This is a genomic window from Bacteroides sp. 43_46 (assembly GCF_001915455.1).
GTDB classification, from domain to species: Bacteria; Bacteroidota; Bacteroidia; order Bacteroidales; family Bacteroidaceae; genus Bacteroides; species Bacteroides caccae.
Window position 1 is genome coordinate 26,821 of sequence record NZ_MNQN01000111.1, and the last position, 25,258, is coordinate 52,078.

Here is a 25,258-nt window from a genome sequence, read left to right on the forward strand (position 1 = left end):
CCGGGCTTTATAGAGATAATCCCGGAGCATAACAAGTGTAAGCCCCGGGATTGTTTTATTAGTTTTTCATCACTTTATTTGTGATGATTTTCTCTGTGACCGTTTCTTCTTATTCGAATGTGCCGTAGCGAGTCGGCAATAACTTCCGGTCTCCCAGTGTATTGTCTACACGTGCCACATTTATCCAGAACTTATTCTCACGTACACTTTCTATCGGGTAAGCTGCTTTTTCGCGTGTGTACGAGTGCTCCCAGCGATCACTTACAATTTCGTATTCGGGATGCGGAGCATTAATCAATACGTTGTCGTCTTTGTCCGCTTCACCGTTCTTCACTTCTTGAATTTCCTGCCAGATGTTCAGCATGACATCAACGAAATTATCCAGTTCTGCCAGACTCTCGCTTTCGGTTGGCTCAATCATCAGCGTGCCATGCACAGGGAAGGAGAGGGTAGGAGCATGATAACCATAATCCATGAGACGTTTTGCGATATCATTTTCGGAGATGCCCGTTTCCTCGTGCACTTTGCGGCATTCCAGAATCATCTCGTGCCCGACGAAACCATTCGCTCCGCGATAAACGATCCCATACGTGTCTTTCAGACAAGCAGCCAGGTAATTGGCATTTAGAATCGCGATTTTAGTAGCCATAGTCAGTCCTTCTGTACCCATCATACGGATGTATCCGTAAGTGATCGGCAGGATTCCCGCACTTCCGAACGGAGCGGAGGAAACCTGATTCTGTGCATTACCGAAGATTCCGTGTCCCGGAAGGAAAGGTACCAGATGCTCGGCCACACAGATAGGACCCACACCCGGACCACCACCACCGTGAGGTGAAGCAAACGTTTTGTGAAGGTTCAAATGGCAGACATCAGCACCGATAAATCCCGGATTGGTTAACCCGACTTGTGCATTCATGTTCGCACCGTCCATATATACTTGTGCTCCACAAGCATGGATAATATGGCAGATTTCTTTTATTTCTGTTTCGAAGATACCGTGTGTAGAAGGGTATGTAATCATCAGTGCCGCCAGTTCTTCTTTGTTTTCTTCCGCTTTGGCACGCAAGTCGTCCATGTCTACATTTCCTTGCTCGTCGCATGCGCAGGTGACGGTTATAAACCCTGCCTGTATTGCCGATGCCGGATTCGTTCCGTGAGCTGAAGCGGGAATCAATATCTTGTTACGGTGTCCCTGACCAATGCTTTCGAGATAGGCACGAATCACACGAAGGCCTGTATATTCTCCGGCAGCTCCCGAATTTGGCTGCAAACTTACGCCGGCAAAACCGGTGATGATCTTCAAGTCCTCACTCAGATTATTAATCAATTCCCGATACCCTTCTGCCTGGTCTTCCGGAACCAATGGATGCATACCCATAAATTCGGGACGGCTCAAAGGCAGCATTTCCGCAGCGGCATTCAGTTTCATGGTACATGAACCGAGGGAGATCATAGATTGGGCCAGCGAAATATCCTTGCGGTCAAGACGTTTGATGTAACGCATCATCTCCGTCTCCGTATGATATTTGTTGAATACTTCGTGTGTAAGGAAAGGCGTGGTACGTTTTACAGTCTTGTCTATATTGCTTTTTTCAGGGATGTCATCCACCTTCTGATAATCTTTTCCCGCAGCAATGGCAAAGATAGAAAGCAACACATTGGCGGCTGCTACATCAGTCGTTTCGTCAATACTGAACCCTACGTTTCCGTTTTCGAAATAACGCAGGTTTACTTCCTTGCTAAGAGCTATCGTACGGATTTGCTGTGCCGAAACGTGTTCGGGCAGTTCGAAGCGCAGGGTATCGAAGTATTGTGCATTCACTTGCGTATATCCGAATTTCTTCAATTGTTTATCAAGGAATACGGTGATACTGTGGATACGTGAAGCGATAGTCGTGATACCTTCCTGACCGTGGTAAACGGCATAGAATCCTGCCATTGTAGCCAGCAATGCCTGTGCCGTACAGATATTTGAAGTTGCCTTCTCGCGTTTGATATGCTGTTCGCGGGTCTGTAAAGCCATTCGGTAACAAAGTTTACCGTATTTGTCTTTAGACCAGCCGATGATTCGTCCTGGCATATTCCGTTTGTATTCATCCCGTGTGGCGAAGTAGCCGGCCGAAGGTCCGCCGTAGAACATCGGTGTGCCCAGGCGTTGTGTTGTTCCGAATACGATGTCCGCTCCCCATTCTCCCGGAGGTGTCAGCAAGGCAAGACTTAGGATGTCGGCGGCAACGGCAACTTTACAATCTGCCGCATGAGCCTTTTCCGTAAACTCTGTGTAATCTTCTACGCTGCCATTCGAATTGGGATATTGCAATACGCAGGCAAATACTTCCTGTGAAGGTTCAAATTCTTTATATTTACCTACACGCAGCTCGATGCCTTGAGGTACGGCACGTGTAGTCATTACCGCCAATGTCTGAGGGAAAATATTTTCGTCAACAAACACTACGTTCGCACCCGCTTTCTGTTGCGCACGGGAACGTAGGGCGTACATCATACTTACGGCTTCGGCAGCCGCAGTCGCTTCGTCCAAGAGTGAGCAATTGGCAAGCGGCATGGCGGTAAGGTCGCATATGGCAGTTTGGAAATTCATCAGTGCTTCCAGGCGTCCTTGCGAAACTTCGGTCTGATAAGGAGTATAAGACGTATACCATACGGGATTTTCGAACACATTCCGTTGGATAACGGCCGGAGTAATTGTGTTGTACCAACCCATACCAATGTATGTAGTGTACAGTTTGTTCTTACCTGCCAGTTCGGCGATGTGTTTCCCAAATTCGTATTCCGTCAGGGGAGCGTTTAATGCCAGTGGCTCTTTCAGCCGGATATTGGCGGGAATGGTTTTCTCAATTAGTTCGTCCAACGAGTCCACACCAATTTTGCGGAGCATTACAGTTGTGTCTTGTTCATTGATGCCGATGTGACGGCTAGCTAACAAATCGGTTTTCATATTAATAGGAGGATTTTGTTTTATCTAAAAAATGGGTTCTCAGCTTTCTCCATTCCGATAGTCGTGGGGGCACCGTGTCCCGGGTAAACGACTGTTTCGTTGGGGAGGACAAAAAGACGGCTGCAAATATGCTCTATCAACTCGTCGAAGTTACCGCCTGTGAGGTCGGCACGGCCGATACTGCCTTGAAACAGGACATCGCCGGAGAACATACAGTTGTCTTCTTTACAATAATACACCAGACTGCCGGGTGAATGACCGGGCACGTGTATCGCTTCCAGAGTTGTATGTCCGAAAGTGATACTATCACCGTCGTGCAGATACTTGCCTAGCGGAACCGGCTTCTCCTGCAACTGGAATCCGAACATACGGCTTTGTTTCGGCGCTTCATCAATCCAGTATTCGTCCGCCTTGTTGGCTTCGGCCGACAGACCAAATTCTTTCAGCATGAACGGATTGCCGAAGATATGGTCCAGATGTAAGTGAGTATTCAGCAAATGCTTTACATTCAGTTCGTTGGTAAGAATGAATTTCTTCAAGGCTTGCTTTTCCTCTTCGTAAAAGCAGCCGGGGTCAATCACGACTGCTTCTTTCGTGTCATCCCATAATACGTAGCAATTTACGGGAAACATATTAAACTCAAATCTTTTTATTTTCATGGTTCTCTATGATTTATATTAAATCAGAACGGATATTCTGTTAAATGGGAACGTATACCACCTTCTTTGTTTCAAAGAAATCTTCCTCGAAACTGTCGCTCAGACTTTGAATCACAGTTTTGTGCTTGAACGGCATTGTCTCATGTTCCAGCTCACCGCCTTTGAGGCAGATCAACCCGTTGGGCAATGCGTTCTGCTGTTTAGGAGAAATATTCTTTTTGATAATCTTAATCAGATCTGCCAGAGGCATTACGGCACGGCTGACAACAAAGTCGAACAGTTGTTTTTCTTCTTCGGCACGGGCATGGCGGAAAGTTACGTTTTTCAGTCCGATTGCATTGGCTACTTCGGTTGCTACGCGCACTTTCTTGCCGATACTGTCAACCAGATGAAATTTTGTTTCCGGAAACAAGATTGCCAGAGGAATGCCGGGGAAACCTCCGCCCGTACCCAAGTCCATAATGCTTGTGCCGGGACGGAACTGGATGATTTTGGCAATACCCAACGAATGAAGTACGTGATGTTCGTATAAATTCTCGATATCTTTGCGGGAGATAACGTTGATTTTTGAATTCCAGTCGATGTAGAGGTCGTATAGAGCAGCAAACTGTTTGCGTTGCTCTTCCGTCAGATCAGGAAAATATTTCAGTATGATTTCCACTTCTTTGGTTTTGAATGATAAGTTTAAAATATGTATATAAAATGAATATCCTTCTGCATCACACGGGGCAATAACAACCGGATATTCATTGGTGTTCGTTCTTTTAATGAAAATAGGGCTTTAATCTTTCAACTCTCCCAAAATCGGGTTGCTGCCTAACAGATGTTCCAACATTGGGAATGGAATTGTCACTTTGACGGGGCCCATGGAGTATGGAGTGATGTCGTATACATTGTAGTAGAACGTGACGCCCTCTCTGCTGAGGTAGAAATTCTCTGTCGGGGTGATGTCACCGGTAGAAGCATATCCCATGTCTTCCAAAGCTTCGTGAGTGGTCACTTTGTTGTCAGCCATGAGCTGGTTCCAGATCAGGTCGGTCAGTGGCTCTTTATAATCTCCTACAAAAATATCATCCAGGCGGAGGGGACGCATCAGGGTAAGGTCCATATTCAGGTAAGTGGTCATGTAAATGCCGTGTGCACCTCCGGTATATTCGTTGTAGTCGATGCGATATACCAACAAGTCTTTCTCGTAGAGTTGCACGTGGCTCTCTATACCCTTATAATAAGAATACCAGGCACCGATAGAAGATTCATCTTCTTTGTCCTTTTCATCTTCTGTATACATAGGTTCCAAGTCACGGCGATACTCACTGATGTAATTTTCGGTGTATTGCTTTACTACATTCTCCGGTTTTTCTCCGATATATTTGTCGCCGAAGCAGGCAGAAATGAAATAAGCGTTCAAACTGTCTTTCAGCATATCATCCGATGATTTGACAGGATAAGCAAAGTTAATGATAATGTTACATGCCGGTTTGGCTGTATCATTAAACAAGTGAGCCGTTTCATTCACTTGGATACTGTCGAATTGCAATGCACCTGTATTTTTGTTCATCTTGTCATGACAAGAAAACAAAAAGCCGCTTACCGAAAGTATAATCGCAAGCAGACTGACATATTGTTTTTTCATACTCGTTTTTTCTATAAATTCTACAATTGTTCTATCTTTCACTATCGACAAATATAGATGAAAATAACGAATCCTGCGAATAAAAAAGGAAAAATATTCTGTCTGTTTTTTCTTGTAATGCAGCTTTAGGCTTTATGGTTATTATCTTTTTTGAACGAAACAGCTGGTATAGTCTGTTTTTATTTCTATCTTTGTCTCCGGATATGAAAAGACTAGCCTACATAACTGCAATGTTTCTTTCCCTCCTGATTATATATTCGGGGGCGGGAGTTTCTATTGTTCATTATTGTTGTGCCGGTTGTGAAACAGTACAGTCCTGCTGTGCTACGGGCTGTCCCAAATGTAAGAAATCTCATACGTGCGATTCAAAGAAAGATTGTAAAAACGAAGGTTGCACGGCTACTATCTATAAACTGAACCTGATGAACCATGCTACCGAGCTGACCGTTGCAGCTCCGGTGGTTGACCTTTTCTGTGAGCAGTTCTGCTATTTGCTGAACATTGGGTATACGGAGAAGCCGGTTGAATATATAATTCCTTCTTCGCCGCCACCTATCTGTTCAAGGCAGATGTTGGCGTTATATTCCACCTATATTATTTAGCCACTATTTTATTCTTTTTCAGTACTTTGCTTGCCGCCGTCTTCTGACAGTGGAAGTGAAGTAGGTTTGATTGCAACTAAGTTGCAAGGATTATAAGCTAATTTTGTATCACAAAAGTAACTTACTTAAAGAATGAAATATATGATATTAGGACTGTTCTCGTTGCTTGCCACCGGTATGTATGCGCAAGTACGGGGGACGGTAAAAGATAGTACCGGAGAACCTGTTCCGGGAGCTAATGTGTTCTGGATGAATACAGGACAGGGAGTAACAACAAAAGTAGACGGCACCTTCTCTATTACGAAGCCTTCGAAAAGCCATATACTGGTGGTCAGCTTTATCGGCTTTCAGAATGATACGATCCACGTTGACAGTAAAAAGCAGGAATTGGAGATTGTCCTCCGGGACGGAGTGGAATTGAAAGAAGTGAATGTCGTCAGCCGTAAGTTGGGAACGATGAAGCTGCGTAACAGCGTGATGAACGAGGATATGATAAGCAGTGCCGAGTTGAGCAGGGCCGCTTGTTGCAATTTGGGAGAGAGTTTTGTTACAAATCCTTCGGTGGATGTGAGTTACTCGGATGCGGCAACGGGAGCCAAACAGATAAAATTGTTAGGCTTGTCGGGGACTTATGTGCAGATGTTGACGGAGAACATCCCGAACTATCGTGGGGCTGCAGCCCCTTATGGCTTGGGGTATGTTCCCGGTCCCTGGATGCAGAGTATACAGGTTTCCAAAGGAATTTCTTCCGTAAAGAACGGCTACGAAGCTATTACGGGACAGATCAATGTGGAGTTTAAAAAGCCGCAATTACCTGAGGCCGACTGGGTATCTGCCAACCTTTTTGCAAGTACCACGAATCGTTATGAAGTTAATGCTGATGCCACTTTGAAACTTTCCAAACGGTGGAGTACCTCGTTATTGGCGCATTATGAAAATGAAACAAAAGCACATGACGGCAATGATGACGGATTTGTGGATATTCCACAGGTAGAACAGTATAATGTCTGGAACCGTTGGGCATATATGGGCGACCATTATGTTTTTCAGGCAGGTTTCAAAGCTCTTTCCGAGACTCGTAGCAGTGGACAGTCCACGCATGGAGATATGTACTCCGGTGAACTGTATAAGGTCGGGATTGACACGGAACGCTACGAACTGTTCACTAAAAACGCTTACATATTTGATAAGGAGAAGAATACGAATCTAGCTTTGATTCTGTCCACTTCCTGGCACAATCAGGATGCGATGTACGGACGGAAATTGTATAATGTAGACCAGACTAATACATACGCTTCTCTGATGTTTGAAACGGAATTTAATCCGCAGAATAGTTTCTCCGCAGGATTGAGCTTTAACTATGACGCATACGATCAGCATTATCGTTTGAATAATAACGCGGATACCCCTCTCAAAGCTTCTGATAAAGAGGCTGTTCCCGGTGCGTATGTGCAATATACCTTGAATCTGAATGACCAATGGATGTTAATGGCCGGTCTTCGGGGAGATTATAGCAGTAAACACGGTTTCTTTGTGACTCCGCGCGCGCATCTTAAATATAATCCGAATGATTATGTACACTTCCGGCTTTCTGCCGGTAAGGGATACCGTACAAATCATGTGCTGGCAGAAAACAACTACTTACTTTCCAGTAGCCGGAAGGTGGAGATTGCGAAAAATCTGGATATGGAAGAAGCATGGAACTTGGGTGCCAGTGTTTCTACTTATATTCCGGTATTCGGTAAGACGCTGAATGTCAACGCAGAATATTATTATACGGATTTCCGGAAGCAAGTTGTTGTAGATATGGATAGTAATCCTCATGAAGTGGCTTTTTATAATCTGGACGGACGTTCGTATTCGCACGTATTCCAGGTGGAAGCAAGCTATCCTTTCTTCAAAGGTTTCACTCTGACCGGAGCCTATCGGTTGACGGACGCACAAACTACTTATAAAGGTCAGCGAATGGAGAAACCACTAACCGGCAAGTATAAAGGATTGTTGACGGCTTCTTATCAGACTCCGTTGGGAATCTGGCAGTTTGATGCGACCTTGCAACTTAATGGCGGGGGCAGAATGCCTGCTCCTTACGAATTGGCGGACGGGCAACTCTCATGGAGTCGCCGTTATGGTAGCTTCGAACAGCTTAGTATGCAGGTGACTCGTTATTTCCGTCGCTGGTCTATCTATGTGGGAGGCGAGAATCTGACGAACTTCAAGCAGAAGAACCCGATCATTGACGCGGCGAATCCTTGGGGAGATAATTTCGATTCTACCATGATTTGGGGACCTGTGCACGGTGCAAAAGCCTATGTCGGCATACGTTTCAATCTGGCAAGAAACGGTGAATAAGAAGAATGTATCAAAAATGAATCATAGAATTTTAAACTAATAAGAAAAATGAAAACAAGAAGATGGATAGCCACTTGCGTGGTGGCTCTTTTGGGTGTGACTGCCGTATTGGCGAAAGATATTCGTGTTGTAGTGTTCAAAGTGGCTCAGATGCATTGTGAAAAGTGTGAAAAGAAAGTGAAGGACAATATGCGCTTTGAGAAGGGGCTGAAGGACTTGTCGACTGAGGTGAAAACCAAAACCGTCACTATCACTTACGACGCGGATAAAACAAATGTAAAGAACTTGCAGGCAGGGTTTAAGAAGTTCAATTATGAAGCTGAATTTGTAAAAGAAACAAAGAAAGACGATAAAAAAGCGGATAAGAAGTAATTGAACAAATACCCGTATTTGCGTGTTTTATAAATAGAATGTGGTCTCTCCCCGGCTTTCTCTTTTGGAGAGGGTTGGGGAGAAACTCTTATAAATATAGATAATAATATGGTAAAGAAGAATTTTCCCGTGCTCAATATGCATTGTGCGGGATGTGCAAATAATGTAGAAAGAACAGTCAGGAAGTTGCCGGGGGTCATAGAGGCTTCTGTCAATTTTGCTACCAATACATTAACCGTTTCTTATGAGAGCGATAAACTGGCTCCCGGGGAGATTCGTGCGGCAGTGCTTGCAGCAGGTTACGACTTGATTGTAGAGGAAGCTCATAAAGAAGAACGTCAGGAGGAGGAACAACATAGGCGTTATCTTCGTCTGAAGCGGAAGGTAATCGGTGCGTGGATTCTGGTAGTCCCTTTGCTTATTTTCTCAATGGTATTGATGCATGTGCCATACTCTAATGAAATTCAGTTGGTACTGACTATTCCTGTATTGCTACTTTTCGGCGGCGGTTTTTACACGGGAGCCTGGAAACAGGCAAAAATAGGACGGAGCAATATGGATACGTTGGTTGCGCTAAGTACGTCCATTGCTTTCTTGTTCAGTCTCTTTAATACTTTCTTCCCTGGGTTCTGGTATGCCCGCGGACTGGAACCTCATGTTTATTATGAGGCCTCTGCGGTAATTATAGCTTTCGTCCTGACCGGGAAACTTATGGAAGAACGTGCCAAGGGAAATACATCGAATGCGATTCGCAAGTTAATGGGAATGCAACCTAAAGTAGCCCGTGTATTGCGTAACGGAGTGGAAGAAGAAATATTGATAGACCAACTGCAAGTAGGAGATTTGGTAGTCGTTCGTCCGGGAGAACAGATTCCCGTGGACGGTCAGCTCTCCGAGGGTGATTCGTATGTGGACGAAAGTATGATTAGCGGTGAGCCGATTCCTGTGGAGAAGAAGAAAGGTGATAAAGTACTGGCAGGAACTATCAATCAGCGTGGTTCATTTATTATCAGTGCCACGCAGGTGGGTAGTGAAACAGTGCTTGCCCGTATCATTCACATGGTGCAGGAAGCTCAGGGAAGTAAAGCTCCGGTGCAGCGTATTGTCGACCGTATTACAGGGATCTTTGTCCCTGTTGTGCTGGGAATTGCTATTCTGACATTTATCCTTTGGGTTGTTATCGGCGGTAGCGAATATATGTCTTATGGGATAATGTCGGCTGTGTCTGTTCTTGTGATTGCCTGTCCGTGCGCTTTAGGACTTGCTACGCCTACTGCATTAATGGTGGGTATCGGTAAGGCTGCCGGACAACATATCTTGATCAAGGATGCAGTTGCTTTGGAACAGATGCGCAAAGTAAATGTAGTGGTATTGGATAAGACCGGAACACTGACCGAAGGGCATCCTACCGCTACCGGCTGGTTATGGGCACAGCCTCAGGAACCACATTTCAAAAATGTGCTTCTGGCTGCGGAACTGAAATCAGAACATCCGTTGGCGGGTGCGATTGTTGCTGCACTCCAAGAGGAGGAGAAGATCAAACCCGCTACGCTGGACAGCTTTGAAAGTATTACGGGGAAAGGAATCAAGGTGTCTTATCAGGGACGTACTTACTGGGTAGGCAGCCATAAATTCCTGAAAGATTTCGGTGCTATCGTGAGCGATGTAATGGCTGATATGTTGGTTCGTTATGAATCGGACGGTAATGGTATCATTTACTTTGGTTGCGAGAACGAACTGTTGGCTATTATTGCGGTTTCCGATCCTATTAAAGCAACATCCGCCGAAGCGGTGAAAGAACTGAAACGTCAGGGTATTGATATTTGTATGCTTACCGGTGACGGACAACGTACTGCGTTGGCAGTATCTTCCCGGTTGGGAATCGAACGTTTTGTAGCTGACGCTTTGCCCGACGACAAGGCCGAATTTATACGTGAACTGCAATTGCAGGGAAAGAAAGTGGCAATGGTAGGTGACGGCATTAACGATTCACAAGCTCTGGCACTGGCAGACGTCAGTATCGCTATGGGGAAAGGGACGGACATTGCTATGGATGTAGCTATGGTTACCTTGATGACTTCCGATCTGTTGTTGCTTCCTAAAGCCTTTCAGTTATCGAAGCAAACAGTAAAGTTGATTCATCAGAACCTTTTCTGGGCGTTTATCTATAACTTGATTGGCATTCCTATTGCTGCCGGTGTCCTGTTCCCGTTGAACGGCTTGCTGTTGAACCCGATGCTGGCGAGTGCGGCAATGGCCTTTTCCAGTGTGAGCGTGGTACTTAATTCGTTGAGTCTGGGAAGAAGAAGTCTTTGATTATTGGCCCGGTTTCTTTCAAACAGGGAAATGACTGACTAAAAAGGCGATAGTATCTAAAATTCTCCTCCTTCAGGAAGGAGGAGTACCCGTAGGGGGAGGTGGTAGGTGAATACATAAATTATTTATTATCAGCATTGTGTATCTACCTACCACCCCGACTTTCAGCCAGCCTCCATTTAGCCACTCCCTTTTTATGAAGTTATCTGTTTCTGAATTCCAATGGTGTCATTCCCACATATCGTCTGAAATACTTGCCGAAGAAAGAGGCGCTGGGGAAGTTCAGCGAATAGGCTATTTCTTGTATAGTCATATTGGTCCCTTTCAGTTTTGCTTTGGCGTCCATGATAACAATGTAAGCAATGGTATCCAATACACTTTTGCCCGTTACTTGTCTCACCGTGGTACTCAGGTGTTGGAGGGAGATTCCTAATTGATCGGCGTAGAATTGCGCACGGCGTTCATCTTTGTAATGCTCGGTGATAGATTGGATCAGTTCCCGGCAAATTTCTTTTTTGCGGTTTGAGCTGCTGTTTTCTCCGGGATAGTTGTGGTATATCAGCCGAATACTTGTCAGAATAGTCTGGAGTGACAATTCTACCAGTTCCGGGTCCATATCGAAGTTTTCATTGCAACTGGCCCGGGATAATAAGGCGAAATAGTTTTTCAGATAACCGGCAACATCTTCGGAAAGCGGTACCACCGGTTGTTCTAAAAGTTTAGGATAAGCGTTTCCAATATTTTTCATCAAGTTGACCCGTCCGGTACAATGAGCGGAGAAACCGACGAAACAAAGACATACCTTTTCTGTTCTTTCCCGAAACTGGATGATTGTTCCCGGCAGTAATGTAATCAGGTCATTCGGACGGATTTCATAATCAAGCAGGTTAATCGATGCCTTCATCGACCCCTCCGTACATATGGCTACAATACAGGCTTGCAATCGGCAAGATTGCTTATAAATATTCAGAATGTCTTCCGTGACGTTCGTCCATGCTAATACTTCAGTAGGTAAGTCTACCTGTGGAAAATCCATTTTCATAGTTGTGTTTGTTATATTCGGCCAACAAATGTACACATTTTCTTTTTATTTCTTACCTTTGTTTTTATGAAAACAGTTTTTATCGATTGGAATTTGATACCGTATGCCGAGGCATGGCAACGGCAGACGGAATGGTTCGACGGGATAGTCCGTGCGAAAGCGGAAGGAGAACCGTACGAGAACCATATCATTATGTGCGAACATCCTCACGTCTACACTTTGGGACGTAGCGGAAAGGAAAATAATATGTTGTTGAGTGAGGAACAACTAAAAGCTATTGATGCTACGCTTTACCATATTGACCGGGGCGGAGACATTACTTATCATGGTCCCGGACAGTTAGTTTGCTACCCGATTCTGAATCTGGAGGAGTTCCGGTTGGGATTGAAGGAATATGTTCATCTGTTGGAAGAAGCGGTGATACGTGTCTGCGCATCTTATGGCATTGAAGCGGGACGTCTGGAGAAAGCGACGGGTGTCTGGCTGGAAGGTAATACGTCTCGTGCCCGTAAGATTTGCGCGATAGGAGTGAGGAGTAGTCATTATGTCACTATGCACGGGCTGGCCTTGAATGTGAATACGGATTTGCGCTATTTCAGCTACATTCATCCTTGCGGGTTTATTGATAAAGGCGTCACTTCTCTGCGTCAGGAGTTGAAGCACGATGTGCCTATGGACGAAGTGAAGCAACGCCTCGAGGGTGAACTTAGAATACTATTCCAATGCCAAGCTGCCAAGTACGGTGCATGAAAGAGTCTTTGTCTGCCAGTGCGTAGGAGAAGTCGGCACGGATCGGCCAGAAGTTTATTCCGCAGCCAAGTGTTCCGTAGTTACCTACTCCCTTGTCTTTATCTCCGAAGTGGTATCCTGCACGGACTACCCCGTATTTCAGGAAGTTATATTCGGCGCCGATTCCTGCCTGAAGTTGGCGGATTTCGGAAGGAAGCAGATAGTTGAAGTCGAGTGCCACTTGCAGACGGTTCTCCATGCTGAATGGCAGGTCGATTGCACCTCCCAGGCCTAGTTTGGCGGGAAGTTTGTAACCGTCTATCTTTTTTCCTAAGTTAGCAGCCTGGAAACCGATGCTCCAGGAAGCCATTTCATCCAAAAGAGCCATATTGCGGTGATAAGTTGCTCCGAAGTCAAGGCAAACCGAGTTTTTGGTGTCCGCATCCTTCCAAGCTTTAGCCTGTAAATATCTGAATGTAAGAGACAAGGACAGGTTCTTGGCTACAGTACTGAAATATCCGGCTTCCAGATCCCATATATGCGGGCGGAAGTTATCGTTCTGATCACCGTCCAGTCTTTGCTTCGGATTCTTAAAATGACGGAAACCTACTGTGAAACCATGATTCCCTTCTCTTCCGATTTTATAGAAAACAGATGCGCTGTGCATCGAGTAATCTTTGTTTATGTCAGCGTACGAATAACTTGCGCCCATTACTTCTTGTGAGAAAACAATGGTAGAAGCATTATGAAAGATAGCTGTACTTCCGTTGTCGGTGATAGCTAATCCCGTGCCGGCCATACCTGCTGATTGGGCATCCGGAGCAAGTTCCAGAAAGTAGGCGTTTGCGCCTCCTTGCGCAGCCAGAAAGCCGGGCAATAAGCATGAGGCGAGAAGGAAATGTTTAAGTCGTTTCATAATCAGTTATTTTTAGAGTGAGACATTCGGACAACACGTATACCTGTCCACGATTTATTATTGTTCAACATGTGATTGAAAGGCTTCTCGCTGACAACCACTTTTCCCAGCGTGGAAGAAGCGTGCAGCAGATGCAGTTTTCCGTTTACGTAATAGGCTATTCCCACATGGGCTATGTCCAGTCCGGGAAGCTTCGTAGTGATAGCGATAATATCTCCGTTCATAATCCAGGGTAATCCGTTTTCCGGTAATTCGCTTTTCGGCAACCAAGATACAGTTTTTCCGGATAATGCTTTCTCGTATTCTGCCATTTGTGTTACATTTTCCGGAGAATCAGCCAATTTTTTATATTGTTTGGGATGCGTGGACATATATGAAAGAGAAAGTTTCGTAGTACGGGAACTGTTTCGGGCTGTAACGTCAGTCAGAAAACCGTTGCGGAGACCATTATCAATCCAGTCGGAAGTATAATGCAGGCGGGAGGGGTATCCATTGATGATACCGTCCCGGTAACGTATCCTTTGCAAGTTATCGGCAAAAGAAGAACCGAGTGCTTGTGCCAGTGTATATTCTACAAAGGTCAGGCAATCTACTTCTTTGGTGTTGATAACCAGTTGCTCTACTTCGTTCCGGTCCAACGTGTTGGCCACGTATCTGGTCCCCAAGTAAGACTTTCCGATTCTTAGCATAGGGTCGGACTCGTTTGAAGTTGATTCAACGGGCTGTTGTGCAAATGCCATAACAGTGATAAGCGATATTATGATAGATAGCAGTCTCCGCATATTACTTATTTAACTTTCATTGAAGCTTTGATGAAATAGAGGATTAATAAAGCGTATGCTCCTAATGCCAACACTTCGGACCAAGTATTGTTCAACCATGCTTCATTCACCAGATTAACGCCACCGAAACGCATAGCGGCACTGATTACCCCCATTAATGCACCTCCGGCAATGAAACCGGACGCCAACAGAGTTCCTTTTTCTCCTCTTTCCGTATTCAATGCTGCGTCTTTGCTGCGGGAAGTGACATACCAGTTTACAGCACCACCCACAACCAATGGTACGTTCAATTCCAAAGGAATAAACATACCCAATGCGAAAGCTAAAGCAGGAATTTTACAAAGAGTCAAAATGATAGCTAAAACAGCTCCGATACCGTATAACAACCAAGGAGCACCAACACCGCTCATCAACGGTTCGATAACTGCTGCCATTGCATTTGCCTGTGGAGCAGCGAGTGCGCCGCTTGTGAATCCGTATGTCTTGTTCAAGATAATCATTACACCGCCTACGGTTGCAGCAGAAACGATTGTCCCTAGGAATTTCCATGTCTCCTGTTTGGCAGGAGTACTTCCCAACCAGTAACCGATCTTCAAGTCAGTGATAAAACCTCCCGCCATGGATAGTGCCGTACATACCACACCACCCATAACTAACGCAGCGACCATTCCCGAAGGACCTCGCAATCCAACGGCTACCATGACTACGGAAGCCAGAATTAATGTCATCAGTGTCATTCCCGATACCGGGTTTGTGCCTACAATGGCGATTGCATTGGCGGCTACCGTAGTAAACAGGAAAGAAATGCCGGCCACTAAAACGATTGCTACCAATGTATGCACCAGATTTCCCTGCATCACATCGAAGTAGAAAAATAACACAATCAGTATCAGTGTGATGATAGAACCAATCGCAATAATTTTCATCGAAAGATCCCGTTGCGTACGGATAATGTTTTTCTCTACATTTCCTTTACCACCCATTTCTTTGGCAGCCAGTCCGACAGCACTCTTGATGATTCCCCAGGAACGGATAATGCCGATCACACCTGCCATAGCGATACCACCGATACCGATACTCTTGGCGTAATACTTGAATATTTCTTCCGGACTCATCATGCCTACCGTAGAAGTAATCTCCGGATTCCATGCATTCAGCACGCTGTCTCCCCAGATAGCAGACATTCCCGGAATGATAATCCACCAGACAGCCAATGAACCGGCACAAATGATCGAAGCATATTTCAATCCGACGATATATCCCAAACCGAGTACTGCCGCACCTGTATTGACCTTGAATACGAGTTTTGCTTTTTCCGCCAACATCTCGCCGGCACTGCATACGCGAGTCGTGAAATTCTCGTTCCACCAACCGAATGTGGCTACGATAAAGTCATATAATCCGCCGATCATTCCTGCCATTAACAACGGTTTAGCCTGACTACCGCCTTTTTCTCCCGAAATTAATACCTGAGTAGTGGCAGTGGCTTCCGGAAAAGGATATTTGCCATGCATGTCGCTAACGAAATATTTGCGGAAAGGAATCAGGAACAGGATACCCAATACACCGCCCAGCAGGGAACTGATAAATACCTGCATAAAGGTGACGGTCATTTCGGGATACTTAGCCTGAAGAATATAGAGGGCGGGGAGGGTAAAGATAGCTCCGGCAACGATTACACCGGAACAAGCCCCTATTGACTGGATAATAACATTTTCTCCTAAAGCATTTTTTCTTTTGGCAGCTCCGGAAACTCCTACGGCAATAATTGCAATCGGGATAGCTGCTTCGAACACCTGACCTACTTTTAATCCCAGATAAGCGGCGGCAGCCGAGAAAAGGATTGCCATGGCGATACCCCATGCTACTGACCAGATGTTAACTTCCGGATAACTTTTTGAGGGAGCCATTAACGGGTTGTACACTTCTCCCGGTTTCAACTCTCTGAACGCGTTCTCGGGTAGCCCGGTGAACTTGTCTTCTTCTTGTTTCATAGTTTTATAATTTGCTAATGTGTCAATTTTATATATTCGTCCTCAAAGTAAACAAAAAAAAAGGAGAACCGAAAGATTCTCCTTTATGTTATCGCCTATTTTTTCTTATTTGGCATCTTTGGCCGTCATGTCGCCCTCGATATATAGCCTTACCATTTCTGTTTTGGCATTGGTACGCAGAGTGATTGATTTCTTGAAATGTCCTGGATATTTACCTGTTCCGTTATAAGTTACCTTGATCGTGCCTTTTTTCCCGGGCATGATAGGTTCTTTCGTATATTCAGGTACGGTACATCCGCAAGAGGCTACTGCCTGATGAATTACCAAAGGAGCGTCACCGATATTAGTAAAGGTGAATGTGCAACTGACAACCGGACTGTTTTCGGAAAACTTACCGAAATCATGGGTTGTTTTGTCAAATTTAATGTCGGCATTTGTTTGTGCAAATGCAAAACTTACTCCCATTACTAATAAGGTCATTAAAAAAAGTACCTTTTTCATTTTTCCTTCTTTTTAGTGATTACAAGTGACAAAGGTAGTGCTTTTTCCTTAAAATGTACTTTATGGAGTGCGAAATAGTATTAAACGACTCTCTTTTGTTATTTAGAGAGCTCGAACCCCAACATCATTCCGTCGTAATTATCGGCCAGTGAGCTGACTGTTTTCAAAGCGGTACTATTGCTTTTACTTCCGATAAACGCTAATAATTTGAGCAGTTTGTCCGAGTTGAACAATAATTCCAATGAGCTGGAGCTGCAATTTACTTTCGCGTGGAGATTCAGCAGTTTCAAGAATTTCAGGTCTACCTGTTTTGCGGAAGCGTCATAAGAATAAGTTCCTTTCAGTGTTTTTTTACCTACGGTACTTGTGAAAGTACTGTCGGCATTGAATGTGAAATTCATCTGTCCGGCCTTGATCCCTACTTTGCTTAGTTGTTCATCGAGCTTGTTTTCTGCCATGGTAGCGGCTGCGGCGCCTCCTGCTTTCATCAACAGATTCTCCGATTCAAATTCTACTGCCGAACCTTTGTAGTTCCATGTTCCGGTCATGTCGATCGTTTCAGGAGTTCCGGTGATAGCATTTACTACTTTCGAGATGTTGTCCTTATTTAACAAGTCTTTCCATGACTGCGCCTGGCTGTTAGTGCCCATTAGCAAGAATACTGCCATAAAGGCAAGTGATACAATGTTCTTTTTCATTTGTAATTGATTTCCTTGTTTATGTTTTCAATATAATTGAGAATTTCTGTCCGTCCTGTGCGGTTTTCCGAGGAGGAGATAAAGTAGGGGGGAAGTTCTTCCCACTGTTTACTTAACTCACGCAAATAAGCGTTGACGTTCATCTTCAGGCGGCCGCCTTTGAGTTTGTCGGCTTTGGTGAAGATGATAGAAAAAGGTATTCCGTTCTCGCCCAGCCATTCCATAAATTCGAGGTCTATATTCTGAGGCTCCAGACGGCTGTCTATCAAGACAAAGAGGTTTGTCATCTGTTCCCGTTCCAAGATATAATCTTCGATTATGGTACGTATCTGGTCTTTTCCTTTCTGTCCGCGACGGGCGTATCCATATCCCGGAAGGTCGACCAGATACCAGTTCTTGTTAATAAGAAAGTGGTTGATTAGCATTGTCTTTCCCGGGGTAGCGGAAGTCATTGCCAGTCCTTTGCGGGCGGTCAGCATATTGATAAGGCTTGACTTTCCTACGTTGGAACGGCCGATGAAGGCATATTCGGGGAAGATACCTGCCGGACATTTTTTCACGTCTGTATTGCTAATCACAAATTCTGCACTTGTTATTTCCATTTTCTTGTCATTTATTTCTTTATAATTTCGTTTATAATAAACTCGCTCATCGTTTATAATAAACTATTGCGTCGTTTATAATAAACTCTGCCATTATTTATAATAAACTCCGGAGCACCTGTTTTTATGGCGCTTTCGGCGTTTTCTCTTTTTTAGACATAAGCATTAGTCCTGCAAAGGTAAGAGTTCCATTCAACATTAGCAATTCATAGCCGAATTTATATCCGGTTTCTTTGAATATCCACCAGTCTAAAACATAGCAGAGCAGTGGGGAGGCGACAGCTGTGAGGGGAACCCGGCGGTCGTTTGTCTGTCTTCGTGTGAACAGACCGAAGGCAAACATTCCCAGTAGCGGGCCGTATGTGTAGGAGGCGATGATGTATATGGCGTCAATTACACTTTTGTTATTCAGCATTTCTACCAGGCAAATGAATAAGGCTAATAAAACAGAAAGAGAGAAATGTACCTTCTTTCTTTTACGGCATGCCACCTCTTCAGAGTCTTTTCCCGTGTTCAGCAGGTCTACGCATACACTGGTCGTCATGGCTGTCAGCGCGGAATCAGAGTTGCTGAAAGCGGCTGCGATAATTCCGATTGTAAAAAGTATCAATACCGGTTTCCCCAAGTACCCTTGTGCGGCAAACATGGGAAGAATGTCGTCGTTCATTGCCGGAAGTTCCAGTTGCATCTGTCCGGCTAGGGCTATTAGCAAAATTCCCAGGCATAAAAACAGAAGATTCAGCGGGATAAAGGAGAATCCGTAGCAGTACATATTCTTTTTTGCTTCCCGGAGGTTCCGGCAGGAAAGGTTCTTCTGCATCATATCCTGGTCTAGACCGGTCATCACTATGACGATGAAAATACCGCTAAAGAATTGTTTGAAGAAGTTCTGGCGGGATATCCAGTCGTCGAAAACGAAGATACGGCTGTGTTCGCTGCCTTGAATTGTCCGGATGATACCACTGAAATCAAGTCCCAGTTTCTGAACGGTGAAATAGATGATGAAGATCAATGCTGCAATCAGGCAGAATGTCTGCAAGGTATCTGTCCAGACGATTGTCTTTATACCGCTTTTATGGGTGTATATCCATACTAATGCTACCGAACCGACGGCTATCAGCCAGAAGGGGATATGCATTTCCTGAAATACATAGGTGTGGAGAATGAGGCAGACCAGATATAGTTTGGCAGCCGTTCCCAGCATACGTGATAAGAGAAAGAAGAAAGAGCCGGTGCGATAGGCATGTGTCCCGATGCGTGTACCGAGATAGCCGTAGATACTTGTCAGGTTGAGTCTGTAATATAAAGGAAGCAGTACGTGGGCAACAACCATATATCCGAAAAAGAATCCGAATACCGTTTGCATATAGGTCATATCCATTCCGCGTATCATTCCCGGAACGGAAACGAAAGTGACTCCGGAGATAGAGGCGCCAATCATTCCGAAGGAGACTACATACCAGGGCGATTTGTTCTCTCCCTTAAAGAACGCTGCATTCGATCCGCCTTTATGTCCGGTGATACGGGCTATTAGTAATAATGCCGCGAAGTAGCAAATAATAGTGACAAGTATCATCATATCGGCTGCAAAGGTAGTATTTTTTGTAGGTATTATAACAATAATCCGTATCTTTGCGCCAAAATATCGATAGAATAGCAATTATTATCTATGAACCAACAATATCCTTCCGTGCTGCTTGAAAAGGCAGTCGGCGAATTTTCCAAACTTCCCGGTATCGGGCGTAAAACGGCCATGAGGCTTGTGCTGCATCTGCTTCGGCAGGATACGGCTACGGTGGAAGCTTTCGGGAATTCTATTATTACTTTGAAACGTGAGGTGAAGTATTGTAAAGTATGCCATAATATATCCGATACCGAAATATGTCAGATTTGTGCCAATCCGCAGCGGGACGCTTCTACTATTTGTGTGGTGGAGAACATTCGTGATGTAATGGCAGTTGAAGCAACGCAGCAGTACCGGGGACTTTATCATGTGTTGGGCGGTGTGATTTCTCCAATGGACGGGGTAGGGCCGAGCGACCTGCAAATTGAAAGTCTGGTGCAACGGGTATCCGAAGGTGGAATAAAGGAAGTGATTCTCGCTCTGAGCACTACTATGGAAGGGGATACCACTAATTTCTATATCTACCGTAAGTTGGATAAACTAGGTGTTAAGCTGAGTGTGATTGCTCGCGGCATATCTGTGGGGGATGAACTCGAATATGCGGATGAAGTGACTCTGGGCCGTAGTATTGTGAACCGGACACTTTTTACCGGAACTGTATAATCAATTAATCTTTAGAAACTTAGAACGAACATGGAAGAACAGATAAAACGTGCTGTCAGAAATTTAAATATTAGTTATATTTTCTTTTGGGTGCTCCCTGCGTTTCTGCTTGGAGCAGGGGAGTTTGAACTCCTTCCCGTAGGAAGTTTGGCAGACAATGCACAAGCCGTTTATTATTTTGAGACATTAGGGATTCTGCTAACGGCCTTGTGTATTCCCCTTTCTCTTAAATTATTCAGCCTGGTGCTTAAAAAGAAAATAGATCAAATGACGATCACGCTTGCTTTGAAATGTTATGTGCAATGGAGCATTGTCCGTCTCGGCATATTGGAAGTCGCTATCGTTACCAATCTTTTATGCTATTATCTGACGCTTAGTACCACAGGAAATCTTTGTATGTTGATTGGTCTCACTGCTTCTCTTTTCTGTCTGCCTGGTGAGAAAAGATTGCGTAACGAACTTCATATCACGAAAGACTAAAGCACTATGAAACAGTCCTTCTTAATAAACGACCGTATTTATCTCCGTGCTGTGGAGCCAGAGGATATGGATGTGATGTACGAAATGGAAAATGACCCGTCGATGTGGGATATCAGCAATTTCACCGTTCCGTATTCCCGTTACGTATTACGACAGTACATCGAAGGTTCTCAATGCGATGTTTTTGCCGACAAGCAGCTACGTCTGATGATCGTGAGAAAATCCGATCACTGCATACTTGGTACGATTGATATTACGGATTTTGTTCCCCTTCATTCGCGGGGGGAGGTGGGAATTGCTATTCATAAGGATTATCGTCAGCAAGGATATGCGGGCGATGCATTGAATTTACTTTGTGAGTATGCTTTTGACTTTCTTTCTTTAACGCAGCTTTATGCACACGTAGCTGTCGACAATGATGTTTGTATGAAGCTATTCACATCTTGCGGTTTTGTGCAATGCGGCTTGTTAAAGAATTGGTTGCAGATAGGAGGATGCTGCAAAGATGCAGCACTTTTCCAGTGTTTGAATCCTAAATTAAACTGCAAGTGATAAAAGACGAATTGTGAACGAATGGCATATTATTTTGTTTGTCGTTCACAGTTCATCATTAATTAAGTGTGGGTACCTGTGGAAAACGTGACCACGTTTCATACTTGCTGCCTAATTTCTCTAAAGCTTTCCGCCACATGTCTTTGGTGTCGCTCTTCATCAGGTAAGATTTCTTTTCCTCGGAGACCAGCCATGTGTTTTCTCTGATTTCATTGCTCAACTGTTCACTTTCCCACCCGGAATAGCCCAGGAAGAAACGGATATGTTCGCTAATCTTATTTCCTTGTAATATGTATCTTTTTATCTCCTCAAAGTCCCCGTTCAGATAAAGTCCTTTGCAGATAGAAATAGCACCGGGAATGTCAGCTAGTGTGTGCAGATAGAATAAGGTGTCAGTCGCAATCGGACCACCTTTATATAATGGAATTTCGTCTATATACTTAAATTCCATGATGATATCGTTGAGAAGCAACGGCAGTTGCTTGTTGATGACCAATCCCATACTTCCTTCTTCCGTATGGTCAATCAGTAGAATTACAGATCTTCCAAACGTTACGTCGCGTAAAAAAGGTTCGGATATTAGAATCTTTCCTCTTGACGGCAACACATTATTTGATTGAATCTTAAATATGTCAGAGTCGATATTCATGCCACTAAAGTAAGAAAAAAAACGGAATAACAATCGTTCTTTCCGTTTTTTTTCATTTTAAGAGTAGCTTTTGTGAATATCTTCCGGTAAATATTTATACTACCGGGTGATTTTCGGCAAATAGTTTCATTCTTTCATCGAGTTGCGCATATTGGTGGTCTTTAATAAAAGAGGTACATGCGCGCAAGCCTTCCTGGTGACTTCCGGTTGTCACTAACGAAATAGCACTGACTCCATAATACATCAGTTCCTTAGCCAGCTCGCCGCTAGTCATTCCCGGATAGCCGATTGTGAAATAGAATCCGTCTGCAATAGGATCGCCCAGATCGTTATCATATACCAGATGAAAGCCATGACGAAGGAAGATTTCTTTCAATTTCTGCGCTCTTTCACCATATATTTTCACTTCATTCAGGAAGTTATATTGTCCTTCATTGGCCGCTTTCAGCATGGCAGCCATAGCAAATTGCGCCGAGTGGCTTGTTCCTGAAGAAAGGGCATAAAGTACGCGATGAATGAAAACTGTACCGAAAGTACCTCCGCCATAACGTTTCGTCAGTCCGGGATAACTCCGGTGATATAACTTATCAGATATACAACTTACACCGATACGCTGTCCGGCATAGCTGAATGCTTTTGAACCGGAAATTAGCAATACATAATTATCTGTATAATGTGCAACCGACGGCTGGAATGGTGCCTGATAAGGTTTGCTCAGATCTTGGCGGAAATCCATTGCGAAATAGGCCAGGTCTTCCAAAACAATCACATCATATTGTGTTGCCAATTCACCGATAATCCGCAGTTCTTCCTCTTTTAAGCAAATCCAACTGGGGTTATTCGGGTTCGAGTATATGATAGCGGATATATTTCCCTTCTTCAAAAAACTTTCCAGCTTCTCTTTCAGCTTATCACCGCGATAATCATATACATCGAATGTTTCATATTTCTGTCCCATTACCACCAACTGCTGTTTTTGTACCGGGAATCCGGGGTCGATAAACAGAATGGTATCTTTCTTCTCGTCACATTGGCTACAAGTAAGGAATGAAGCAAATGTGCCTTGCATGGAGCCGGTGACAGGCACGCAACCTTCCGGACTTAAATCTACATTAATAAATGCCTTGATAAAGTTGGAAGCCTCTTTTTTCAGTTCCGGCAATCCGTTAATATCAGGATATAGACTGGCAATTCCATTCTGTAATGCCGCAATTTCAGCTTTTACGCCTACTGCAGAAGGAGGAAGTCCCGGAACACCCATTTCCATTTTGATAAATTCGACTCCCGATGCTGCTTCTGCTTTTGAAGCAATAGCTTTCACTTCACGAATGGTTGCTTTAGAAAAATCGACAATTTGAAACTCATTTATGGTTTCATCAATCAGATGTCGTTCAATTGGTGTATTTTTCATTCTATTTTCTATTTTATGTAATGCTTGCAAATGTACACGATAATTCTTAATAAACCCACTTTTTCAGAAAAAAGATACTGAAGCTATTGCAGGTTTCAAAAAAATATCTACCTTTGCATCCGCATTCGAGAGGGATGCAATATCTAAAAATGGTGCGTTAGTTCAGTTGGTTAGAATACATGCCTGTCACGCATGGGGTCACGGGTTCGAGTCCCGTACGCACCGCGAAAAATAATTAAGAAGAGATACTTAGCACTGATATTTGATATATTAGTGCTTTTTTTATGTTTTTACCTTCGCTCCATTTATTATATGGTGTACATAATGTGCGACCAATTATTATAATTCGTGCGACTAATCCATGTATAACATTTATGTATATTAGCTACTTGAACTCATAAATGTGACATATTGGCTATTTTTAAAATTGTTTTCTTTACTATTATTCTGGATTGAAATGTAATATCAATTGATTAAATATGTTAATAAACAGATGCTTAAAGCTAATCACTAAAGTTGTATAAAATGAAAAAGATTACTGATTCATTATTTGTTGTTATCATCGTATGTATCTTTTGATAACAACAGCTTATTACTTCTTCCTGCCGTCATATCCCCATTTTACATAAATAGCTCCCCAGGCAAATCCTGCTCCGAATGCTGTAAGAATTATATTATCTCCTTTTTTGAGTTTATTCTCGAAATCCCAAAGGCAGAGTGGGAGAGTACCGGCACTGGTGTTTCCGTATCGTTCAATATTGACAATGACCTTTTCGGAAGGTACTCCTAAGCGTTGCGTTACAGCGCTGATTATGCGTTGATTGGCCTGATGAGGAATCACCCAGTCAATATCATTTTTGTTAAGATGATTTCTTTCAATTACAGCTTCACAGGCATCGGACATATTGGCTACGGCATACTTGAATACAGTACGTCCTTCTTGATAGATATAATGCATTTGATTATCCAATGTATAATAGGAGGGGGGACATACAGAACCACCGGCTTTTATATGCAGGAAAGGTAATCCTTTGCCGTCTGTTCTCAATACGGCATCCATAATACCTAAATCTTCGGTTGTGGCTTCCAGCATGACGGCTGCCCCTCCATCACCAAAAATAGGACAAGTGGCGCGATCTGTATAATTGATGATTGATGACATCTTTTCGGCTCCTACAACTATAATTTTCTTATAGTTTCCCGAACGGATGAAATTAGCTCCTGTTTCCAGTGCATACAAAAAACCGCTGCATACGGCTTGCATATCGAACGCAAAAGCTCTTTTCAATCCCAGCTTTTCGCATAAAAGGGATGCAGTGGAAGGAAAACGATAATCAGGAGTGGTGGTAGCAACAATAACCAGATCAATATCGTCCGGATTTGTTCTGGTACGTTGTATCAACTGCTTCGCTGCTTTACGGGCTATATAGGAGGTCCCTAGTCCTTCATCCTTCAGGATACGTCTTTCTTTTATGCCAATACGCCCCATAATCCATTCGTCGGTGGTATCTACCATTTTAGAAATCTCATCATTGGTCAAAACATAATCGGGAACATATCCTCCGACTCCTGTAATTATTGCGTTAATTTTTTCCATCCGGCTTATCTTGGTTTTGTAAATTTTGAATAGGGTGGCTAATAAAATGTGATAAAAATGCGGGCACAAATATAGATAAAAGAGAATGAAATGCAATTATCGTCTGGAAAACACTTACCTTTTTA

The 25,258-nt window shown here is 43.9% G+C and carries 23 protein-coding genes and 1 tRNA gene; 9 read left to right on the forward strand and 15 right to left on the reverse strand.

All coding sequences use genetic code 11. The annotated features are described in order from the left end of the window. Positions 1 to 109: 109 nt before the first annotated feature. The 4 genes from gcvP to BHV72_RS10685 all read right to left on the reverse strand — a co-directional run bounded on the left by gcvP (position 110) and on the right by BHV72_RS10685 (position 5,251). A complete protein-coding gene (gene gcvP / locus BHV72_RS10670; RefSeq protein ID WP_055256773.1) occupies positions 110 to 2,959 on the reverse strand; it encodes an aminomethyl-transferring glycine dehydrogenase in 2,850 nt (949 codons plus the stop codon). A gap of 20 nt (positions 2,960 to 2,979) precedes the next feature. Continuing rightward, a complete protein-coding gene (locus BHV72_RS10675; protein ID WP_005676320.1) occupies positions 2,980 to 3,618 on the reverse strand; it encodes an MBL fold metallo-hydrolase in 639 nt (212 codons plus the stop codon). 40 nt (positions 3,619 to 3,658) lie between these two features. Continuing rightward, positions 3,659 to 4,279 carry a 16S rRNA (guanine(527)-N(7))-methyltransferase RsmG gene (rsmG, locus tag BHV72_RS10680; protein ID WP_005680725.1) on the reverse strand — a complete coding sequence of 207 codons (621 nt, stop codon included), beginning with the start codon at positions 4,277 to 4,279 and terminating at the stop codon, positions 3,659 to 3,661. Positions 4,280 to 4,399: 120 nt separating this feature from the next. Next, positions 4,400 to 5,251 carry an RsiV family protein gene (locus tag BHV72_RS10685; protein ID WP_005676317.1) on the reverse strand — a complete coding sequence of 284 codons (852 nt, stop codon included), beginning with the start codon at positions 5,249 to 5,251 and terminating at the stop codon, positions 4,400 to 4,402. Positions 5,252 to 5,454: 203 nt separating this feature from the next. On the opposite strand from BHV72_RS10685, the gene BHV72_RS10690 reads away from it, so the two are divergent. From BHV72_RS10690 to BHV72_RS10705, 4 genes are all read left to right on the forward strand, one after another. Continuing rightward, the gene (locus BHV72_RS10690; RefSeq protein WP_032838059.1) at positions 5,455 to 5,853 is read left to right on the forward strand and encodes an HYC_CC_PP family protein; all 399 of its coding nucleotides are present in this window, start codon (positions 5,455 to 5,457) and stop codon (positions 5,851 to 5,853) included. A gap of 132 nt (positions 5,854 to 5,985) precedes the next feature. Then, positions 5,986 to 8,205, forward strand: a complete 2,220-nt coding sequence (locus tag BHV72_RS10695; RefSeq protein WP_286855805.1) for a TonB-dependent receptor — start codon at positions 5,986 to 5,988, stop codon at positions 8,203 to 8,205. A gap of 48 nt (positions 8,206 to 8,253) precedes the next feature. Further along, the gene (locus BHV72_RS10700; RefSeq protein ID WP_055170354.1) at positions 8,254 to 8,577 is read left to right on the forward strand and encodes a heavy-metal-associated domain-containing protein; all 324 of its coding nucleotides are present in this window, start codon (positions 8,254 to 8,256) and stop codon (positions 8,575 to 8,577) included. A gap of 108 nt (positions 8,578 to 8,685) precedes the next feature. Beyond that, entirely contained in the window at positions 8,686 to 10,893 is a 2,208-nt protein-coding gene (locus BHV72_RS10705; protein ID WP_122295544.1) for a heavy metal translocating P-type ATPase, read from the forward strand. A gap of 202 nt (positions 10,894 to 11,095) precedes the next feature. Here BHV72_RS10705 and BHV72_RS10710 read toward each other — a convergent pair whose 3' ends face one another. Then, positions 11,096 to 11,935 carry a helix-turn-helix domain-containing protein gene (locus BHV72_RS10710; RefSeq protein WP_286855809.1) on the reverse strand — a complete coding sequence of 280 codons (840 nt, stop codon included), beginning with the start codon at positions 11,933 to 11,935 and terminating at the stop codon, positions 11,096 to 11,098. 66 nt (positions 11,936 to 12,001) lie between these two features. On the opposite strand from BHV72_RS10710, the gene lipB reads away from it, so the two are divergent. Next, the gene (gene lipB / locus BHV72_RS10715) at positions 12,002 to 12,685 is read left to right on the forward strand and encodes a lipoyl(octanoyl) transferase LipB (RefSeq protein WP_005676309.1); all 684 of its coding nucleotides are present in this window, start codon (positions 12,002 to 12,004) and stop codon (positions 12,683 to 12,685) included. Here the strand turns inward: lipB and BHV72_RS10720 are convergent. The 7 genes from BHV72_RS10720 to BHV72_RS10750 form a co-directional block, all read right to left on the reverse strand. Further along, positions 12,642 to 13,580 carry a PorV/PorQ family protein gene (locus BHV72_RS10720; protein ID WP_122295543.1) on the reverse strand — a complete coding sequence of 313 codons (939 nt, stop codon included), beginning with the start codon at positions 13,578 to 13,580 and terminating at the stop codon, positions 12,642 to 12,644. The genes lipB and BHV72_RS10720 overlap by 44 nt on opposite strands. 2 nt (positions 13,581 to 13,582) lie before the next feature. After that, the gene (locus BHV72_RS10725) at positions 13,583 to 14,362 is read right to left on the reverse strand and encodes an N-acetylmuramoyl-L-alanine amidase-like domain-containing protein (RefSeq protein ID WP_005680735.1); all 780 of its coding nucleotides are present in this window, start codon (positions 14,360 to 14,362) and stop codon (positions 13,583 to 13,585) included. Between the two features lie 5 nt (positions 14,363 to 14,367). Further along, a complete protein-coding gene (locus BHV72_RS10730) occupies positions 14,368 to 16,356 on the reverse strand; it encodes an OPT family oligopeptide transporter (RefSeq protein WP_005676306.1) in 1,989 nt (662 codons plus the stop codon). A 105-nt stretch (positions 16,357 to 16,461) separates the two neighbouring features. Beyond that, a complete protein-coding gene (locus BHV72_RS10735; protein ID WP_005680736.1) occupies positions 16,462 to 16,857 on the reverse strand; it encodes a DUF1573 domain-containing protein in 396 nt (131 codons plus the stop codon). A 98-nt stretch (positions 16,858 to 16,955) separates the two neighbouring features. Further along, complete coding sequence (locus tag BHV72_RS10740; RefSeq protein ID WP_122264641.1) at positions 16,956 to 17,555, reverse strand: DUF4923 family protein; 600 nt, start codon at positions 17,553 to 17,555, stop codon at positions 16,956 to 16,958. Beyond that, positions 17,552 to 18,157 carry a ribosome biogenesis GTP-binding protein YihA/YsxC gene (gene yihA, locus BHV72_RS10745; RefSeq protein ID WP_005676302.1) on the reverse strand — a complete coding sequence of 202 codons (606 nt, stop codon included), beginning with the start codon at positions 18,155 to 18,157 and terminating at the stop codon, positions 17,552 to 17,554. The genes BHV72_RS10740 and yihA overlap by 4 nt, the downstream gene beginning before the upstream one ends. A 124-nt stretch (positions 18,158 to 18,281) precedes the next feature. Next, a complete protein-coding gene (locus tag BHV72_RS10750; protein ID WP_005676301.1) occupies positions 18,282 to 19,736 on the reverse strand; it encodes a sodium:solute symporter in 1,455 nt (484 codons plus the stop codon). Positions 19,737 to 19,826: 90 nt separating this feature from the next. Between BHV72_RS10750 and recR the strand changes: the two genes are divergently transcribed. From recR to BHV72_RS10765, 3 genes are read left to right on the forward strand one after another with little or no spacing between them, the layout of a single operon-like run. Next, on the forward strand, positions 19,827 to 20,444 hold the full coding sequence (gene recR, locus BHV72_RS10755; protein ID WP_005676300.1) for a recombination mediator RecR: 618 nt from the start codon (positions 19,827 to 19,829) through the stop codon (positions 20,442 to 20,444). A 30-nt stretch (positions 20,445 to 20,474) separates the two neighbouring features. Continuing rightward, entirely contained in the window at positions 20,475 to 20,924 is a 450-nt protein-coding gene (locus tag BHV72_RS10760) for a hypothetical protein (RefSeq protein WP_005676299.1), read from the forward strand. A gap of 6 nt (positions 20,925 to 20,930) precedes the next feature. Next, positions 20,931 to 21,476, forward strand: a complete 546-nt coding sequence (locus BHV72_RS10765; RefSeq protein WP_005676298.1) for a GNAT family N-acetyltransferase — start codon at positions 20,931 to 20,933, stop codon at positions 21,474 to 21,476. 58 nt (positions 21,477 to 21,534) lie between these two features. Here the strand turns inward: BHV72_RS10765 and BHV72_RS10770 are convergent, their stop codons facing one another. Beyond that, positions 21,535 to 22,125 (reverse strand): YqgE/AlgH family protein, encoded by a 591-nt coding sequence (locus BHV72_RS10770; protein WP_005676297.1) that lies wholly within the window; start codon positions 22,123 to 22,125, stop codon positions 21,535 to 21,537. Between the two features lie 94 nt (positions 22,126 to 22,219). Beyond that, positions 22,220 to 23,536, reverse strand: a complete 1,317-nt coding sequence (locus tag BHV72_RS10775; RefSeq protein WP_005676296.1) for a pyridoxal phosphate-dependent aminotransferase — start codon at positions 23,534 to 23,536, stop codon at positions 22,220 to 22,222. A 151-nt stretch (positions 23,537 to 23,687) separates the two neighbouring features. Between BHV72_RS10775 and BHV72_RS10780 the strand changes: the two genes are divergently transcribed. Continuing rightward, a tRNA-Asp gene (locus tag BHV72_RS10780) sits at positions 23,688 to 23,761 on the forward strand. A 367-nt stretch (positions 23,762 to 24,128) separates the two neighbouring features. Here the strand turns inward: BHV72_RS10780 and BHV72_RS10785 are convergent. Then, positions 24,129 to 25,133, reverse strand: a complete 1,005-nt coding sequence (locus tag BHV72_RS10785) for a beta-ketoacyl-ACP synthase III (RefSeq protein ID WP_122134851.1) — start codon at positions 25,131 to 25,133, stop codon at positions 24,129 to 24,131. Positions 25,134 to 25,258 lie beyond the last annotated feature (125 nt).

What these genes read in the sequence shown, in the direction of transcription:
- BHV72_RS10750 (WP_005676301.1), bottom strand. Translation starts at nt 19,736, where the DNA reads ATGATGATACTTGTCACTATTATTTGCTACTTCGCGGCATTATTACTA.
- BHV72_RS10720 (WP_122295543.1), bottom strand. Translation starts at nt 13,580, where the DNA reads ATGAAACGACTTAAACATTTCCTTCTCGCCTCATGCTTATTGCCCGGC.
- BHV72_RS10735 (WP_005680736.1), bottom strand. Translation starts at nt 16,857, where the DNA reads ATGAAAAAGGTACTTTTTTTAATGACCTTATTAGTAATGGGAGTAAGT.
- BHV72_RS10725 (WP_005680735.1), bottom strand. Translation starts at nt 14,362, where the DNA reads ATGCGGAGACTGCTATCTATCATAATATCGCTTATCACTGTTATGGCA.
- recR (WP_005676300.1), top strand. Translation starts at nt 19,827, where the DNA reads ATGAACCAACAATATCCTTCCGTGCTGCTTGAAAAGGCAGTCGGCGAA.
- BHV72_RS10770 (WP_005676297.1), bottom strand. Translation starts at nt 22,125, where the DNA reads ATGAATATCGACTCTGACATATTTAAGATTCAATCAAATAATGTGTTG.
- BHV72_RS10695 (WP_286855805.1), top strand. Translation starts at nt 5,986, where the DNA reads ATGAAATATATGATATTAGGACTGTTCTCGTTGCTTGCCACCGGTATG.
- yihA (WP_005676302.1), bottom strand. Translation starts at nt 18,157, where the DNA reads ATGGAAATAACAAGTGCAGAATTTGTGATTAGCAATACAGACGTGAAA.
- BHV72_RS10775 (WP_005676296.1), bottom strand. Translation starts at nt 23,536, where the DNA reads ATGAAAAATACACCAATTGAACGACATCTGATTGATGAAACCATAAAT.
- BHV72_RS10765 (WP_005676298.1), top strand. Translation starts at nt 20,931, where the DNA reads ATGAAACAGTCCTTCTTAATAAACGACCGTATTTATCTCCGTGCTGTG.
- BHV72_RS10675 (WP_005676320.1), bottom strand. Translation starts at nt 3,618, where the DNA reads ATGAAAATAAAAAGATTTGAGTTTAATATGTTTCCCGTAAATTGCTAC.
- BHV72_RS10705 (WP_122295544.1), top strand. Translation starts at nt 8,686, where the DNA reads ATGGTAAAGAAGAATTTTCCCGTGCTCAATATGCATTGTGCGGGATGT.
- BHV72_RS10785 (WP_122134851.1), bottom strand. Translation starts at nt 25,133, where the DNA reads ATGGAAAAAATTAACGCAATAATTACAGGAGTCGGAGGATATGTTCCC.
- BHV72_RS10690 (WP_032838059.1), top strand. Translation starts at nt 5,455, where the DNA reads ATGAAAAGACTAGCCTACATAACTGCAATGTTTCTTTCCCTCCTGATT.
- BHV72_RS10740 (WP_122264641.1), bottom strand. Translation starts at nt 17,555, where the DNA reads ATGAAAAAGAACATTGTATCACTTGCCTTTATGGCAGTATTCTTGCTA.
- BHV72_RS10760 (WP_005676299.1), top strand. Translation starts at nt 20,475, where the DNA reads ATGGAAGAACAGATAAAACGTGCTGTCAGAAATTTAAATATTAGTTAT.
- lipB (WP_005676309.1), top strand. Translation starts at nt 12,002, where the DNA reads ATGAAAACAGTTTTTATCGATTGGAATTTGATACCGTATGCCGAGGCA.
- BHV72_RS10685 (WP_005676317.1), bottom strand. Translation starts at nt 5,251, where the DNA reads ATGAAAAAACAATATGTCAGTCTGCTTGCGATTATACTTTCGGTAAGC.
- BHV72_RS10730 (WP_005676306.1), bottom strand. Translation starts at nt 16,356, where the DNA reads ATGAAACAAGAAGAAGACAAGTTCACCGGGCTACCCGAGAACGCGTTC.
- BHV72_RS10700 (WP_055170354.1), top strand. Translation starts at nt 8,254, where the DNA reads ATGAAAACAAGAAGATGGATAGCCACTTGCGTGGTGGCTCTTTTGGGT.
- gcvP (WP_055256773.1), bottom strand. Translation starts at nt 2,959, where the DNA reads ATGAAAACCGATTTGTTAGCTAGCCGTCACATCGGCATCAATGAACAA.
- BHV72_RS10710 (WP_286855809.1), bottom strand. Translation starts at nt 11,935, where the DNA reads ATGAAAATGGATTTTCCACAGGTAGACTTACCTACTGAAGTATTAGCA.